The 15,654-nt window shown below is 67.0% G+C and carries 15 protein-coding genes, 1 other RNA gene and 1 pseudogene; 9 read left to right on the forward strand and 8 right to left on the reverse strand.

Features of this window, described 5'->3' with window-relative positions; genetic code table 11:
• Positions 1 to 103: 103 nt before the first annotated feature.
• Positions 104 to 388 (reverse strand): annotated as a pseudogene (thyA, locus tag ACSQ3P_RS29530) (thymidylate synthase); the annotation flags it as partial.
• Between the two features lie 207 nt (positions 389 to 595).
• On the opposite strand from thyA, the gene ACSQ3P_RS29535 reads away from it, so the two are divergent.
• The 7 genes from ACSQ3P_RS29535 (at position 596) to ACSQ3P_RS29565 (ending at position 4,417) form a co-directional block, all read left to right on the forward strand.
• The gene (locus ACSQ3P_RS29535; protein ID WP_436169000.1) at positions 596 to 907 is read left to right on the forward strand and encodes a PepSY domain-containing protein; all 312 of its coding nucleotides are present in this window, start codon (positions 596 to 598) and stop codon (positions 905 to 907) included.
• A 234-nt stretch (positions 908 to 1,141) separates the two neighbouring features.
• Complete coding sequence (locus ACSQ3P_RS29540) at positions 1,142 to 1,390, forward strand: hypothetical protein (protein WP_436169001.1); 249 nt, start codon at positions 1,142 to 1,144, stop codon at positions 1,388 to 1,390.
• 41 nt (positions 1,391 to 1,431) lie between these two features.
• Positions 1,432 to 1,844: a transfer-messenger RNA gene (gene ssrA / locus ACSQ3P_RS29545) on the forward strand.
• A gap of 64 nt (positions 1,845 to 1,908) precedes the next feature.
• Positions 1,909 to 2,550: an SspB family protein gene (locus ACSQ3P_RS29550; protein ID WP_436169002.1), complete on the forward strand. Its 642-nt coding sequence runs from the start codon at positions 1,909 to 1,911 to the stop codon at positions 2,548 to 2,550.
• Positions 2,551 to 2,595: 45 nt separating this feature from the next.
• Positions 2,596 to 3,990, forward strand: a complete 1,395-nt coding sequence (gene fumC / locus ACSQ3P_RS29555) for a class II fumarate hydratase (RefSeq protein ID WP_436169003.1) — start codon at positions 2,596 to 2,598, stop codon at positions 3,988 to 3,990.
• Between the two features lie 14 nt (positions 3,991 to 4,004).
• Positions 4,005 to 4,196, forward strand: a complete 192-nt coding sequence (locus ACSQ3P_RS29560; RefSeq protein ID WP_436169004.1) for a DUF4169 family protein — start codon at positions 4,005 to 4,007, stop codon at positions 4,194 to 4,196.
• Positions 4,193 to 4,417, forward strand: a complete 225-nt coding sequence (locus ACSQ3P_RS29565) for a ribbon-helix-helix domain-containing protein (protein ID WP_436169005.1) — start codon at positions 4,193 to 4,195, stop codon at positions 4,415 to 4,417. The genes ACSQ3P_RS29560 and ACSQ3P_RS29565 overlap by 4 nt, the downstream gene beginning before the upstream one ends.
• Positions 4,418 to 4,542: 125 nt before the next feature.
• On the opposite strand, the gene ACSQ3P_RS29570 is transcribed toward ACSQ3P_RS29565, so the two are convergent.
• From ACSQ3P_RS29570 to ACSQ3P_RS29580, 3 genes are all read right to left on the reverse strand, one after another.
• Positions 4,543 to 8,142, reverse strand: a complete 3,600-nt coding sequence (locus tag ACSQ3P_RS29570; protein WP_436169006.1) for an AsmA family protein — start codon at positions 8,140 to 8,142, stop codon at positions 4,543 to 4,545.
• A gap of 137 nt (positions 8,143 to 8,279) precedes the next feature.
• Entirely contained in the window at positions 8,280 to 9,719 is a 1,440-nt protein-coding gene (locus ACSQ3P_RS29575) for an FAD-binding oxidoreductase (RefSeq protein WP_436169007.1), read from the reverse strand.
• 34 nt (positions 9,720 to 9,753) lie between these two features.
• Positions 9,754 to 9,912 (reverse strand): hypothetical protein, encoded by a 159-nt coding sequence (locus ACSQ3P_RS29580; RefSeq protein ID WP_436169008.1) that lies wholly within the window; start codon positions 9,910 to 9,912, stop codon positions 9,754 to 9,756.
• A gap of 57 nt (positions 9,913 to 9,969) precedes the next feature.
• On the opposite strand from ACSQ3P_RS29580, the gene ACSQ3P_RS29585 reads away from it, so the two are divergent.
• Positions 9,970 to 10,530 carry a thioesterase family protein gene (locus tag ACSQ3P_RS29585; RefSeq protein ID WP_436169009.1) on the forward strand — a complete coding sequence of 187 codons (561 nt, stop codon included), beginning with the start codon at positions 9,970 to 9,972 and terminating at the stop codon, positions 10,528 to 10,530.
• 29 nt (positions 10,531 to 10,559) lie between these two features.
• Here ACSQ3P_RS29585 and ACSQ3P_RS29590 read toward each other — a convergent pair whose 3' ends face one another.
• The 4 genes from ACSQ3P_RS29590 to ACSQ3P_RS29605 all read right to left on the reverse strand — a co-directional run bounded on the left by ACSQ3P_RS29590 (position 10,560) and on the right by ACSQ3P_RS29605 (position 14,388).
• Positions 10,560 to 11,180, reverse strand: coding sequence for a class I SAM-dependent methyltransferase (locus ACSQ3P_RS29590; protein ID WP_436169145.1), 621 nt, complete (start codon positions 11,178 to 11,180; stop codon positions 10,560 to 10,562).
• A gap of 44 nt (positions 11,181 to 11,224) precedes the next feature.
• Positions 11,225 to 12,475 (reverse strand): DUF3419 family protein, encoded by a 1,251-nt coding sequence (locus tag ACSQ3P_RS29595; protein WP_436169010.1) that lies wholly within the window; start codon positions 12,473 to 12,475, stop codon positions 11,225 to 11,227.
• 77 nt (positions 12,476 to 12,552) lie between these two features.
• Positions 12,553 to 13,521 carry a tripartite tricarboxylate transporter substrate-binding protein gene (locus ACSQ3P_RS29600; protein ID WP_436169011.1) on the reverse strand — a complete coding sequence of 323 codons (969 nt, stop codon included), beginning with the start codon at positions 13,519 to 13,521 and terminating at the stop codon, positions 12,553 to 12,555.
• Positions 13,522 to 13,683: 162 nt separating this feature from the next.
• Positions 13,684 to 14,388, reverse strand: coding sequence for a GntR family transcriptional regulator (locus tag ACSQ3P_RS29605; protein WP_436169012.1), 705 nt, complete (start codon positions 14,386 to 14,388; stop codon positions 13,684 to 13,686).
• 116 nt (positions 14,389 to 14,504) lie between these two features.
• Here ACSQ3P_RS29605 and ACSQ3P_RS29610 point away from each other — a divergent pair, with 116 nt between their 5' ends.
• A complete protein-coding gene (locus ACSQ3P_RS29610) occupies positions 14,505 to 15,581 on the forward strand; it encodes a tartrate dehydrogenase (RefSeq protein ID WP_436169013.1) in 1,077 nt (358 codons plus the stop codon).
• Positions 15,582 to 15,654: the final 73 nt, after the last annotated feature.

Below are 15,654 nucleotides of genomic sequence, written 5' to 3' on the forward strand. Positions count from 1 at the left end.
GGCTACGGCGCTATTGAGGGCGCGCCGGCTCCCCGGCCGCGAAGTACCTCGTGGTCGAGGATGCCTGAGTCGTCGACATACGAAATGGAGGGGTTACAGTAAGGCCATAGACGGGCCCGAGATCGCCGTTCTCATCGGCCCATTCATCCCAGATCGTGACGCCGTTTTCCTGCAGGTAGCGCACATTGGTGTCGCCGCGCAGGAACCAGATCAATTCGTGGATGATCGATTTCAGATGCAGCTTCTTGGTCGTGACGAGCGGAAAGCCCTCCGCGAGGTCGAAGCGCATCTGATGCCCGAACACCGCGAAGGTGCCGGTGCCGGTGCGGTCGTCCTTGCGGACGCCTTCGGTCAGGACGCGATTGAGGAGGTCGTGATATTGGCGCATGGCGAATCTCGTGAGGCCAGACAGTTTAGCCGCTTTGCGCCAAGCGCGCCGCACCGTCATCAGCGACTGTCCCAAGCTTTCTCGGCATGGCCTTCTGCCCGGCTTGCCCCATCCGGCGCCCTCCCGAACCGGCTTCGCCATCGCTATGCCGGAACAAAGCCATGAAGCCGTGTTTCGCTCCGACAAAATAGCACTAGGGAGAAAGCAATGCCGCTTTATCGCGCGGCGTCCACCTGGGCGCTCGCAGGCACGCTGATGTTGCAAGCGGGCATCGCCGCCGCCCAGCCGGCTACCCCGAATCAACCCGGCGAGCCGGGTATCTCGATGAATGAAGCTCGTCGCATCGCCATCGACAACGGCATGGTGCGGATCGAGGAGATCGAGCTCGAGGACTGTCTCTGGCAGCTCAACGGCAGCGACAATATCGGCGCCGACATCGAGATCGACCTGCGCGCCAGCGACGGCAAGGTCGTCAAGATCGAGCGCGACGACCCGCTCTCCGCCGCCGCACCGCATTGAGCGGCAAGGTCTCCTCGAGCGGCAAGGTCTCCTCGAGCGGCAAGATCTCCTCGAGCGGAAAGACCTCCGCGCGACGTTCCCGCTCACGAGATCGGGAAACGACGTGAACCATGAACGCCCCAGCCGCCTTCAGGCCGGCCACAATTCCAGGGATTTATCCGCCTCGATCGAGGGGGCGTCGCTGGAGGCCGGTGTTGGAGGCAAATGATGAATTTTCGCGACCGGATGACCGGATTGGCGCTGCTGAGCGCCGTCATGACGATGGCGGGGCCGGCGCTGTCCATGACGTCGAATCAGCCCCCTCCTGGCAAGCCGGCGCTGCTCTCCGAGCATGGCGCGCGCCAGATCGCCTGGCGGTTCGGCATCACCCATGTCGAGGAGATCGCGCGTTCGGGCAGTCGCTGGGAAATCGCCGGGCGCGACCGCGACGGGAACGAAACGGTGCTTGATATCAGCGCTTATGACGGCCGGATTCTCGACTGAAAAGAGGGCCTGGGAAATTAAGCCGGCATGGTTCGCGTTCCTCTCTTTCCCCGCGCCTCCACAGTCCCTATATTCGCTGTGCCGATCGCAAGACCGGCTATGGCGATAAACGGACGTCGTAATAAGCTTTTCGGACCCGGGGGCGGTACCCGGCGCCTCCACCACAGCCCTGCGGCGCAAGCTTTGGGGCGGCCTGCGGGATCTTGGACCGCGGGCTCGCCAGGTCACTCAGGTGGCAGGGTTGCGGCGGGGGCGAAATAGGATCGACGAGAGTGTAAAGGCCGTTCTTTTGCCCGGTATGGTTCCGCCGTTATAGGGCTAACGCATAGTTGCCAACGACAACAATGCTCGGGTTGCTGTCGCCGCGTAAGCGGTGCTGGTTCCCAAACCTAAGTCCTTCCGTTTAGCGACGTAAGGCGGGGCTCGGAGGCGCCTGGCAACAGAAGCCTCCACTTTTTTATGTGGGCCTGCCGGCTGTTCCCGCCGGAAGCGCGAAGCGGAAACGGATTCTCGACACGATGGCAAAGGATATTCTTCGCTACGATCTCATGGTGCAGGAGGCACTCAAGGGCGTCGTGCGCAAGATTCTGACCGAGGCCGGCCGCGACGGCCTGCCCGGCGACCATCATTTCTATGTCACCTTCCGTTCCACCGCGCCCGGCGTGCGGCTGTCGCAGCGCCTGCGCGACAAGCATCCGGAGGAGATGACGATCGTCCTCCAGCACCAGTTCTGGGATCTGAACGTCAGCGAACATTCCTTCGAGGTCGGGCTGTCCTTCTCTGGCGTGCCCGAGCGCCTGCTGGTTCCCTTCGACGCGATCACGACATTCTTCGACCCGTCCGTGCAGTTCGGCCTGAAATTCGAGGCACAGGACACCGTCGAAGGCGCAGCGGTCGAGGACGACGCGCCAGGCACGGGCAAGGCGCCGCGCGGTGCCGGCTCCGAGCCAAGCGTCTCCCCGCCCGCCCCCATCGCCCTGCCCGCCAAGGTGACGCCCGCCGGCGTCCCCGCCCTCAAGCTCAAGCCCGCGGAGCGGGATGCCGAACCGGCAGCCAAGACATCCGGCAAGGCGAGCGCCAAGAAGGCCGAGACGGACGAGGGTGAAGAGGCCGGCAGCGCGCAGGTCGTCAGCCTCGACGCCTTCCGCAAGAAGACCTGACGCACAAGAAGACCTGACCCACCCGAAAACCTGACGGCGCTCCCCATGTCCGAGACCCGCACCGAAACCGATTCCTTCGGGCCGATCGCCGTGCCTGCCGATCGCTACTGGGGCGCTCAGACACAGCGCTCGCTCGAGAATTTCCGCATCGGCGGCGAGCGCGAGCGCATGCCCCTGCCGCTCATCCACGCACTCGTGCTGGTCAAGAAGGCCGCCGCCCATGTCAATGCGCGCCTCGGCCTGGTCGAGCAGCGTGTCGCGGGCGCGATCGGCCAGGCGGCCGACGAGGCGCTCAGTGGCAAGTTCGACGGGCATTTCCCGCTGGTTGTCTGGCAGACCGGCTCGGGCACGCAGACCAATATGAACGTCAACGAGGTGCTGGCGAACCGCGCCAACGAGCTTCTCGGCGTCGACCTCGGCGCGAAGAGCCCGGTCCACCCCAATGACCACGTCAATCGCGGCCAATCCTCGAATGACTGCTTCCCGACCGCGATGCATATCGCTGCCGCGCTCGAACTCTCCCGGCTGCTGCTGCCGGCGCTGCGCAACCTCGAAAAGGCGCTGCAGGCCAAGGCCGAGGCCTTCAAGGACCTGATCAAGATCGGCCGCACCCATCTCCAGGACGCGACGCCGGTCACGCTCGGCCAGGAATTCTCAGGCTACGCCGCGCAGATCCATCTCGGCATCGGCCGCATCGAGGCCTCGCTTGGTGGCCTCTACGCGCTGGCGCAGGGCGGCACGGCGGTCGGCACCGGCCTCAACACCCATCACGATTTCGCCGTGCTCTTCGCCAAGGAAGTCACCGCCTTGACCGGCCTGCCCTTCCGCACCGCCGACAACAAGTTCGAGGCCCTGGCGAGCCATGGCGCGCTGACCGCGGCGCATGGCGCGCTCGCAGCGCTGGCGTCGGACCTGTTCAAGATCGGCAACGACATCCGCCTGATGGGCTCCGGCCCACGTTCGGGGCTTGGCGAGATCAGCCTGCCGGAGAACGAGCCCGGCTCCTCGATCATGCCCGGCAAGGTCAACCCGACCCAGGCTGAGGCGCTGACCATGGTGGCGACGCAAGTCCATGGCAATCAGGCGACGATCGGCTTCGCTGCGAGCCAGGGCCATTTCGAGCTGAACGTGTTCAAGCCGGTGATCGCCAGCGCCTTCCTGCAATCGGTCCGGCTGCTGGCGGACGCGGCCGCGAGCTTCCAGGCCCATTGCGTTGAAGGCATCGTCGCCAATGAGGACCGCCTGACGGAGCTGCTCTCGCGCTCGCTGATGCTGGTCACCGCGCTGGCGCCCGCCATCGGCTACGACCAGGCCGCCGGCATCGCCAAGGCCGCCCATCACAACGGCACGACCCTGCGCGAGGAGGCCCTGCGCGCCGGTGTGTCGGGCGAATTATTCGACGCGACGGTCAGGCCCGAGCTGATGCTCGGGCCCGCCTGAGCGCGGAGCGCGCCATGGCCGAGATCATCAATCTCCGCCGCGCCCGCAAGCAGCGCGCCCGGCAGGACGCCGAGGATCAGGCGCAGCAGAACCGCATCACCTTCGGCCGCAGCAAGGCCGAACGCAGCCTGAGCGAGGCCGAGCGCGGCAAGGCCACCCGGGAACTCGACGGCCACCGGCTCGACGGCGACGCCCCAAAGCGATGAGCCGCGAGCGCAAGCACTCGCTCTCCATCGCCGGCCACCGTACGAGCGTCTCGCTCGAGGATCCGTTCTGGACCGCCCTGAAGGAGATCGCGGCAGCCGAGGGGCGCACGATGACAGCCCTGATCGTCGAGATCGATTCCCGGCGTGAGGGCAACAACCTCTCTTCGGCGCTGCGCCTGCATGTGCTCGCACATTACCGCCGGCTCGCCGCCGGATCGTGAGCGCCACGACAACCAAAAGCAGTGCGATCCCAGCGTCTTGCAGCGCCATATTGAATCAAGCCGTCAGCGACTTGAATCACTTTGCCAAGAACTTGCTGCCAAGAACTGGCTGGGAAGAACTTGAATCAGTTCGGCTGGACGCTGCGCGAAAGCGGCCGCGGCACGGATTCGATCACCATCGGAGGTGGCAGGGGCGGCACTGCGTTGCCCGGCCTCGCCGGCTGAAGCTCGGGTTCCGGAAAATTCGCGCGCGGCGCACTGGGCAGCACCAGCGGGCCGGGCTGTGGCGGTTGCAGCGCCCCGCGAGCTGCAGCCGCCCGGGCACGCTCCTCGGCCTCGGACCGGCCACGCCCCTCCTGCTCCTGCCGGGCCTGTTCGGCTCGCTTGCTGTCCTCGGCCTTCTTCTCTTCGGCTGCGCGACGCAGTTCCTCGAGGCGCTTTGCCTCCTCCGCCCGCTTCTCCTCGGCGAGCCTGCGCTCTTCCTCGGCCTTGACGAACTCGGCGAGCTTGCGCTCGTTCTCGCGCATCTCGCGCTCCGCTCGGAGCCGCCGCGAGTTCGCCGCCCTCTCACGCGCATCGGCCTCAAAAGCTTCGACGCGCTCGATCTCGCGCGCCAGGGCACGGGCGGCAACCGCATTGGACAGCGCCCCGACATCGGTCTCGCGCTGCGGCGCCGAGAGCGGTCCGCGCCAGGTGACGCCGATCTGCGGCGCATCGGTCGGCCAGCCCTTCGGCAAGCCTCCAAGCGGCCGCAGGCCCAACCGCAGATCAGCGGTCAGGGCGCGCAGGTCGATGAGCCCGGTCGTCTCCGCGCGCAGGCCACTGCGCTCGAAGCTGAATGGCTGCAGCCGCGCGAGCCCGCCGGCCAGCGTGAAGGGCAAGGTCACGTCCCCCAGCGCCCAGACGCCACCGTCGAGCGCCTCGCCGAGACGGCCCTGCAGCCGCGCCGCCTCGCTCTCGGAGGCGTCCTCGCCCGTTCCGGCAATGACGCGCGAATAGGCCGCCGGGTCGAAGCGCGACAGGCTGGCGCCGGTCAGCGTCACGGAGCCGGCTCCTCCGAGCCCAGCGATCAACCGCGCCGGGCTTTCGCCGGAGCCGCCGGCCTCGACCTGGCCGGACAGCTTGCCGCCGAGCGCACCATTCGTCAGCGCCGCGAGATCGAGCTGCGTCAGCCCGATACGGCCCGAAAGCTGCGCCAGCCCGCCCTCGCGGCGCAACGCGACGCGGCCCGATAGGGTGCCGCCGCCATAGGCTCCCGTCAGATCCTCGATGCTCGCCCCGTCACGGTCGGCCTGAAACGTGAAGCGGGCATCGCGCAGCGTGACGCCATCGCTTGCAATGAGCGAGGCGGCCTCGATTGCGAGTTTGAGATCGCCGAGCCCGACGACAGGTCCAAAACGGGCGGTTGACCAAGTCGAGCCCGGCGCCGCCGGGCTTGCACCCAGCGCGCCGCCTAGCAGGGCACGCAGATCCAGGCCCGGCAGCGACAGCCGGCCCGACAACCCGCCATCGCGCGCCAGGAGGACAGCCCCCTTCGCGCTGACGCCGCCGAGATTGGCGACGAGATCATCGAGCACGACACCGTCGGGGTTGAAGCCGACGCGACCACTCGCATCGAACAGCCCGTCCGGCATCAATCGCGCCGGCCCTTCGGGCAGGATCTGGCCGGGACGGTCCGCCTGCAGGCTCAACCGCGCGGCATTGCCCCCCTCGCCTTCCAGCACCAGGGAAAGGCCGGGCCCTGCGAGCGAACCCATCAAGCGGCCGGGCTGCTGCTCCAGGGTGAAACGGCCGGGGCCGCCGAGCAGCGGCGCGGGCAAACCCAGCGCCGCGAAGACCTGACGCCGGTCGGTCACGTCGAAGCGCAAACCGGCATTGCGCCATGCGCCGGAAGGGGCGAGCCGGCCATTGAGCGCAAGCGCACCGGCCTGCGCCGTGCCTTCAGCTGCGATCCCGGTCTCGCCTCCGACTGAGCGTGTCAGGCGAAAGCTCGCATCCAGCCGGGAGAGCCCGTCGCCTGCGCGCGCCAGCGCTTGCCGGGCCAGTTCCGGCAGCAGCGGACCAGCCAGCGCGGCTAATGTCTCGAAGCGCGGCGCACGCATACGGCCGGAGATCTCGCCGCCCTCGGCCAGCAACGCGCCCGAGCCCGTGACCGCGACGCCGCCGAAGCCTTCGATCGCAAGCCGGCTGAGCCGCCAGACCGCGCCCTCGCGGCGCAGATCGAGGCTGGCCGAGCCCGCAGGCGCATTGCGGAAGCGGGCATTGGTCAAGGCGAGATCGAGCGCGAGATCGCGCCCGCCGACGAGCCCCGCAAAACTCTCGGCCGGAGGCAGCATGTTGAGGTCGAGACCATTGAGCGCGAGCTTCGCCGCCAGGCGATCGGCCACGATATCGCCGGAGCCCTCCAGCCTCAGCCCAGACGAGCCCGTCACCAGCAGGCGTTCGAAGGCGACCCGCCCGCCATCCCAGGCGCCCACCGCCTCGGCGTCGATCTGGCCCAGCCCCGCGACGAGATCGGCCAAAGCCGGGTCGAGCCCGGCTCGTGCGAGCACGAGCGCAACTCGGCGGGAATCCTCGGCCTTGAGGTTGAGACGTCCGGCGATACCCTTGGCATCCGCGGCACCGGTCGCCCCGACCAGCGTGCCCGCGACCCGGACGGAAGCGGCGGCGCTGCTCAAGCCGCCTTCGTCGAGCCGCCCGCGCAGCCCGAAAGCCGAGAAATCCTCACCGCGCCAGATCAACTGGTCGAGGTCGAGGCTGATATCGAACGGGCCGGGCAGTGCGTGGAGCGAGTGCTCGAAACCGGCACGTTCGGAGAGCGCCTTCATCAGCGCATCGAGGTCGAGCCGGCGCGCCCTGAGCGCCAGCGAGCCTGTCCCGCCCGCTGGAAAAAACTGGCCCTCGCCTTCGAGCCGCGCCGCGCCGCCGCCAATGTCGAGCACCAGGCCGGCGAGGTCGAGCTGCTTGCTGCCGCCGCTGACGCGTCCGGCCAGGCTGAGCGCGCCGCCAGGCGACAGCGTGAAGGCTCCCTCCAGCCCGGCGTTTACGCCGTCCTGAACGGCCGGGAGCAGGAAATTGCCGTCGAAGCCGATCTGGATGGCGTCGCCCGTGATCGAGGCCTTGGCGCGCAACCGGCCATCGGGCTCGATCGCGCCAGTGGTGATGCGCAGCGACGAGCCCGCGACTTCGCCCTCGATCCGCCAGGGCCCGGCGAGGCTGACAGCGGAGACTTCGGCCGCCACGGGCATCAGCGTCACCGGCGCCTTGCCGGCATCGCGCCAGATCAGCGCCGAACGCCGGATACTGAGCTTGTCGAGGCTGGTATGCGCCGGCAGGCCACCGCCAACGCTTGCCGGGAGACGGACAGCCCCTGCATCGTCGACGACGATGGAGAGCGTCGCGCCCTCGGCCTGCGCGTCGGCGAAGCGGAATTCGCCGCGCGCCAGGGCCGACAGCGCCAGTTCAACGGTCAACTGCTCGACGGCGACCGAGCTCGCCGCCTCGGGCGCGCCGCCGACCCGGACATCGCTCAGGGTCAGGCGCGGCGACGGCAACAGGCGCAAGCCGATGCCACCGGCGACGCGCGTCTCGACGCCGAGCACAGAGCTGAGCCGCGCCTCGATCTGCGGCCGGTAGCCGCGCCAGTCGACGAAGCCCGGTCCGATCAAGGCGGCAAGCAGCGCCAGCACGAGCAGGCCGGCCAGGACTGTCAGAGTCTCACGCAACGGCGGGCTGTGTCCTCGTCGTTTCGGGTCCAGGCATGTCAAGCTTCGGCATGTCAGGCCTCGTGATCATGCCGCCAAGTCGCGGCAAGATCACGACATTTCGCTCCCGGGAAGCAGCCCTGCGCGGCCACGACGTCTCACAGCGCGATGATCTTGCCCGGGTTGAGGATGTTCTGCGGGTCGAGCGAGCGCTTCAGCGTCCGCATCACCGCGAGCGCCGGCGCACCATGCTCGGCCTCAAGGTATTTGATCTTCTTCTGGCCGACGCCATGCTCGCCGGTGCAGGTGCCGCCCATGGCGAGCGCGCGCTTGACCAGGCGGTCGATGAAGCCTTGGCTGCGGGCGACCTCCTCGGGATCGTTCAGATCAACGATCGGCTGGGTGTGGAAATTGCCGTCCCCGACATGGCCGGCGATCGGCGCGATCAGGCCCATGGCGTCGATGTCGCGCTTGGTTTCCTCGACACATTCAGCCAATCGCGAGATCGGCACGCAGACATCGGTGGCAACGGAATCGAAGCCCGGCCGCAAGGCCTTGGCAGCCCAATAGGCATCGTGCCGCGCCTGCCAGAGTTTTGAGCGGTCCTCGGCCTTGGTCGCCCAGTCGAACGGGCCGCCGCCATATTCGGCCGCGATCTCGCCGAAACGCTCCGCCTGCTCCTTCACACCGGCTTCCGAGCCGTGGAACTCGACGAAGAGCATGGTGGTTTCGGGCAGGCCGAGCTTGGAGTGCAGGTTGACGCCGCGGATCATCACATCGTCGAGCAGCTCGATGCGCGCCACCGGCAGGCCGGACTGGATCGTGACGATGGTCGCATCGCAAGCCGCCTTGACCGAGGGAAACGGGCAGACGCCGGCCGAGATCGCCTCGGGAATGCCGTGCAGCTTCAGCGTGACCTCGGTGATGATGCCGAGCGTGCCTTCCGAGCCGACGAGCAGGCGGGTGAGGTCGTAGCCGGCTGAGGTTTTCCGCGCCCGCGTCGAGGTTTTCACGATCGAGCCGTCGGCCATCACGGCGGTCAAAGCCAGGACATTATCCTTCATCGTGCCGTAGCGCACGGCGTTGGTGCCCGAGGCCCGCGTCGCCGCCATGCCGCCGATCGAGGCGTCGGCGCCGGGGTCGATCGGGAAGAACAGGCCCTGATCGCGCAGGTTCTCGTTCAATTCCTTGCGGGTCACGCCGGCCTCGACCACGCAGTCGAGATCCTCGCCATGGACGGCGATGATCTCCTTCATCTGGCTCATATCGACGCAGACGCCGCCAAACGGCGCGTTGACATGGCCTTCCAGCGAGGTGCCGGTGCCAAACGCGATGACCGGCACGCCATGGGCGCCGCAGAGCTTGACGACCTCGGCCACCTCTTCCGTGCTCTGGGGGAACACGACGGCATCGGGCGGCTGGTTCGGGATCCAGGTCAGAGTATGGCCATGCTGCTGGCGCACCGCCAGGCTGGTGACGAGCCGGTTGCCGAAAGCGGCCGCCAGAGCGCGCGTCACGGCCGCGACGGCCTCGGGCGAAGGCGGCAGCGTTGCGGCGGAAGCGGGGGTGTCATGAAGGGCAGCGGCGGGCAAGCTCATTGTCAACATCCGGTTCTAGCGCTTAGACTTGGAACTATTCGGTTTCGCAGATGGTCACGATCTCGACACCAGCATGGCGAAGAATGCTCTCTTGCCCCACCGCCGGGCTGACGGCAAACAGGATTGATGCATAGTAGACCATGCCGACACGGAATGGGCAGCCGCAATGACGCGGTTGCGGATTGATCATCATCTACGTGTCGCGGACGGGCTGCCCCCGTCGGTGTGGCGTTGAGTAGGGAGGGCGACCGTGAAAGACGATATCCGCGCTCCCGCGCTGTTCTTCGCACCCTTCGTCTCGTCGGCCATGCGGGTCGAGCCGCAATGGATCGACTATAATGGCCATCTCAACATGGCCTATTATCATGTGCTGTTCGACAGGGCCGTCGACGAGGTGTTCTCGCTCGTCGGGCTGAACCAGGACTATCTCGAGACACGCCACGCCTCCTGCTTCACGGCCGAATGCCATGTCCTCTACAAGCGCGAACTGACCGAGGGCGACCAGGTCCGTGTCACGGCGCAACTCATCGCCTTCGACGATAAGCGGCTGCACTACTATCTCGAAATGCGCCACGCCCATGAAGGCTGGCTCGCCGCTACCAGCGAGAACCTCTCGCTCCATGTCGACATGACGAGCCGCAAGGTCACGCCCTTCCCGCCCGACATCCTGGCCAATCTCGCGCTGATGAAGGCGTCCCACAGCATGATGCCGCTGCCCGCCACGATCGGCCGGATCATCGGCATGCCCAAGCGCACCGCGATCACGGTCGAGGGCATGACCGGCGAACGCGAGACCGAAACCCGGCACTGAACGGAACCACACCGCCAATCCAACCCGAACTAGCTTGAGCCCTGCCGCACCACCGCCTGCACGGCATAGCCGCGATAGAGCGGCGTGGTCTTCGCCACCGCGCCTTCAGTCTGCACGATCTCATCCAGCACCATGGCGAGATCGGCGCGCGGCGTGACATGGAACAACGCGAGCCAGCGATTGAGCACCGCCCTGAACGGCGTGGGCAGGCCCGCTTGATCGCCGAAATCGACGATGTGCAATTCGCCATGCGGCGTCAGCGAGCGCAATGCCTGCCGCACCACGCCCTGCCAGGGCGGGATCATCGAGAGCGCATAGGAGATCACGATCCGCTCGAAACCCGCCTGCTCGAACAAGGCCTGCGCGTCGAACGCCGTCGCATCCGCCTGCGCCAGGTGGATGCGCTCGGAGAGCCCGGCCCGCATGACGGCCTGTCGCGCAGTCGCCAGCATCTCGGAGGAGACATCGAGCCCGTAACAGGGCCGGCCGGGATAGGCCTGCGCAATCTTGATCAGGTTGCGCCCGGTGCCGCAGCCGACTTCCAGGATGCTGCCGCCTGCCGGCGGCGCCAGCCCGGCAATGAGTTCGTCGCGACCGAGCAGATAGAATTTCCGGCTGGCGTCGTAGATATGGCGCTGATGCCGATACATCGCGTCCATCAGCCCGGCCGCCTCGCCGCGCGGCAGCTCGAGGCTCACGCGCCGCGCTCCGGCAGAACATAGAGGTGGAACGCGCCATAGATCGAGGAGCGGTCCTGCGCGCCGAGCTCGCGGCTGCGCGCCTCCTGGTAATGCCATTGCCCCAGGGTCGCCTCCGGCACGCGGCCGGGCAGCAGGCGCTCATCGGCCGCCGTGCGGAAGATCACCCGCGCGCCGGGCCTGGCCGTACGCGTGATCTGGGACCAGAGCGCGGTGAGATCGGCATCGTTCATCCAGTCCTGCGCGTCGAGCAGCACATAGGCGTCGCAGCTCTCGGCCGGCTGCCGCTCCAGGAAAGCGGTGATCGCGCTCTGATGATAGGCGACGCGGTCCGCCCGCGCCTTCACGGCGGCGAAATTCCCGCGCTGCAGATAAGGCGGCAGGGCCGCATTCGGCCCAGGCTCATAGCCGCGCCCGAAAGCCTGGCGGGCGAAGTAGTTGGTCTTGAGATCGAAGCCGCAGGCGAGCCGCTCCAGCCGGTGGCGCAGCACGCCGCGAATGCCGTCATCGCCATCGCCGGCCAGCGCCTTGTATTGCGCCGGCGGAATGCCGAGCCCGTAGAGCGAAGCCGGCTGGCGCACCAGCCAGCGCACCAGGCGCTTGTCGAAGACCGGCGCGAGATGCCTGTCGAACAGCACGCGCTGTTCGTCCATGCTGCGCGCCTTGAGCATTACGCGCGGATCGCAGCCGAGCGTGCGCCCCAGCAGATGGCCCGCCCCGATGAAGCGGCCGAGCAGGCCGTAGCGATAGAAATTGCGTGCGAAGAGATTGATGCGGCGCCGTCCGCTCAGGCCGCGCCCCTCCCAATAGGCGCGCGAGACCGGGTCGAGATGCGGCGCGATCTCGCTGTCATAGAACGCGACATTGCTGCGCGACTGCGCCTGCCCGAAGAAGCGCAGCACCTCGTCATGGCCCTGCATCCGCGCGAAGGCGGCAAGCTTGAGCTTGCCGAGCGCGATATGGGCGCCGTTGAGATCGATCGCGCTGATCCGGCCGGGATCGTCGGCGAGATAGGACAGGATGTTGCAGGAGCCCGAGGCGATGGCGACGACATGGTCGCTGGGCTTGAGCTGCAGCGCCGCCATGTCGACAACCGGGTCTTCCCAGATCTGCGGATAGACCAGGCCGGAAAAGGCGAGCGTGAACATGCGTTCGAGCACTCCCGCCTTTGAGAGCGGCTTGTTGCGATGGACCGCCGAGGTCAGCCCCGATGCCGTCTCCCGCCGAACCGCGCGCGCCGTCTGCATCGTCTGAAGCCCCTTGGTCGGCCCGTGGTGATGGCGAGCCGACTAGAGGAGTCGCGTGACGGTTGGGTGACGAGCGTCTACTGCGCGGTGACGCCGGCCGCCTTGATCACCGGCGTCCATTTGTCGACCTCGGCGCGGACATGGGCGCCGAGCGCAGCCGAGCTCCGCCCCGCCTCGTCTGGAATCTCGCAGCCGAGCTCGAGCAGCCGGGCGCGCACGCCCGCATCCGCCAGCGCCGCGCGGCCGGCAGCATTGAGCTTGTCGACGATCTCGCGCGGCGTTTCCTTCGGTGCGAAGATCGCATTCCAGCCAACCGCCTGGAATTCGGGCAGGCCGGCCTCCGCGCTCGTCGGTACGTCCTTGGCGACTTCCAGCCGCTTCGGCGTCGCCACCACATAGGCCTTGAGATTGGTGAGCTGCGGCACGATCCCGACGGTCTGGTCGCAGACATAGTCGAGCTGTTTTGCGATCAGTGCATTCATCGCCGGGCCGGAGCCGCGGAACGGCACCTGCTGCACCGGCGCCTTGATCAGATGATGGAAATAGACGCAGGTCAGATGCGAGGTCGAGCCGATGCCGCCATGCCCGTAATTGTATTTGTCCGGATTGGCCTTCAGCAGCGCGACGAACTCCTGCAGTGTATTGGCCGGAAAGTCCTTATGCGCCGCGATCAGCATCGGCGTGCCGGCCGTGTTGATCACCGGAGCGAAATCGGTGCGCGGATCATAAGCAAGATTGGGATAGAGCCCGACCGAGGCCGAATGCGTGCCGAGATTGCCCATCATGATGGTGTAGCCATCGGGCGTGGCTCTGGCGACGCGCAGCGAGCCTGTCGTGCCACCGGCACCCGCGACATTCTCGATGATGACCGATTGCCCCAGCGTGCGGCCCATATGATCGCCGACGATACGGGCGATGATGTCGGTCGGGCCACCTGCCGCGAAGGGCACGATCATCGTGATCGAACGCGAGGGATAGGCTTGGCCGAGCGCAGGCGCAGCGGCAAGCGAGAATGCGGCCAAAGCGGCCAGGAGCAGGCGTCGCATGGATGTCCTCCCAGGTTGATCAGCCGCGTTCGTCGCGGTCTTCAGGTCTGATGCGGTGGTCCAGAGTGTTTTTGAGCGAAGTGGTCACCGGTTCGCGTGAAGAAAACGCGTTAAAACAAAGAGCTGGAGCTGTTGAACGATCCGACTGGATCGAAAACCGCTTTAGAGATGACGCAGGCCGATGCTCTCGATCAGCGGCAGCAATTCGTCGCGCGCCCTGACACGGTGCTGGCGGGCCGCCTCGCGGGCGGCCTCAGACGCGCCGTCGCGAATGGCGTCGATGGTGGCGCGATGCTCCTCAGTCGAAATCGGCAGGCGCGGACGCAAGCGCAAAGTCAGCATGCGGGCGCGATGCGACTGGTCGTTCACCGTCTGGATGATGCGGACGAAGCGGCTGTTGCCGCAGCGCTCGACCAGGATGCGGTGGAAGGCCTCATCGGCTCGCCCCCAATCGGCGAGGTTGCCTGCGTCCAGCGCTCGCGCCATGGCGTCGGTCTCGCGCGCCAGATCCTGCGCCATCAGCAGCCGCTCGGCCTCCGGAAGCCCCGCCGCGAGCTCAGCCGCGCTCGCCTCGATCGCGATCAGCACCTCGTAGATCTCGCGGATATCGTCGGGTGCCAGCGCACAGATCAGGATGCCGCGCTTCGGGACGATGCGGACAAGCCCCTCCTCCTGGAGTCTGAGCGCCGCCTCATGCACCGGCGTGCGGCTGACGCCGAGGCGCAAGGCCAGTTCGCCGGCCGAAGCCTGGTAGCCTGGCGCGAAAACGCTCTCGCGAATGGCGTGTTTCAGTGCCGCGTAAGCGCTGTCGACCAGGCTCGGCGCCCGGTCATTCGCCTGATCGATCGTCTTCAAGCCAGCCTGCATTCCGTCCTCCGATCCCGGTAGCGTAACATCTTCCATGGAAGCTGCAATGCAATGTTGACTCCCGGGCTGCTTGCGCCGCAAAGACATGGGGCTCACATCGGATCGGAGGCAGCATCATGAAGACCTACAGGATCGCGGCGATCCCCGGAGACGGCATCGGCGTCGAGGTCATCGCGGCCGGCGTCGAGGTGCTGCAGGCCCTGGCCGGACGCGACGGCTCCTTCGGTTTCGCATTCGACCATTTCGACTGGGGCTCGGACTACTACAAGCGCACCGGGCTGATGATGCCGGAAGATGGCCGCGAGCAGATCAAGGGCCATGACGCGATCTTCTTCGGCGCGGTCGGCGCGCCCGATGTGCCAGACCATGTCACGCTCTGGGGGCTGAGGCTCGCAATCTGCCAACCCTTCGACCAATACGCCAATGTCCGGCCGACCCGCGTGCTGCCCGGCATCACGTCGCCGCTGCGCTCGGTATCGGGCCCGGAACTCGACTGGGTGATCGTGCGCGAAAATTCGGAGGGCGAATATGCCGGCGTCGGCGGGCGCGTGCACAAGGGCTTCCCGGAGGAGGTCGCGACCGATGTCTCGATGATGACGCGCTCGGGCGTCGCCCGCATCATCCGCTATGCCTTTCGCCTCGCCCGGTCCCGGCCGCGCAAGTTGCTGACCGTCGTCACCAAGTCGAACGCCCAGCGCCATGCCATGGTGATGTGGGATGAGATCGCGGCCGAGGTCGCGGCCGAGTTTCCCGATGTAACCTGGGACAAGATGCTGGTCGACGCCATGACCATGCGCATGGTGATCAAGCCGCAGAGCATCGACACCATCGTCGCGACCAACCTCCATGCCGACATTCTGTCGGATCTGGCCGCAGCGCTCGCCGGCTCGCTCGGCATCGCACCGACCGCCAACCTCAACCCCGAGCGGGCCTTCCCCTCGATGTTCGAGCCGATCCATGGTTCGGCTTTCGACATTGCAGGCCAAGGTATCGCCAACCCGATCGGCACATTCTGGACCGCAACGATGATGCTCGACCATCTCGGCGAGCCGGCCGCGTCGGCGAGGCTGATGCGCGCGATCGAGCGCGTCACCGCCGATAAGAGCTTCCACACGCCAGATCTCGGGGGCAAAGCGACGACGCGGCAGGTCACCGACGCGGTCATTGCCGCGATCGCCGGCGACAACGCCTGAGGTCAAGGGTAGCTGCCAGGAAGAGACGGCCGGGAACGACAACATCGTGACCATGTTTGAGGTCGCGCCCGGC

Origin of the sequence: Allobosea sp. LjRoot9 (assembly GCF_964252745.1) — a bacterium.
Taxonomy (GTDB): domain Bacteria; phylum Pseudomonadota; class Alphaproteobacteria; order Rhizobiales; family Beijerinckiaceae; genus Allobosea.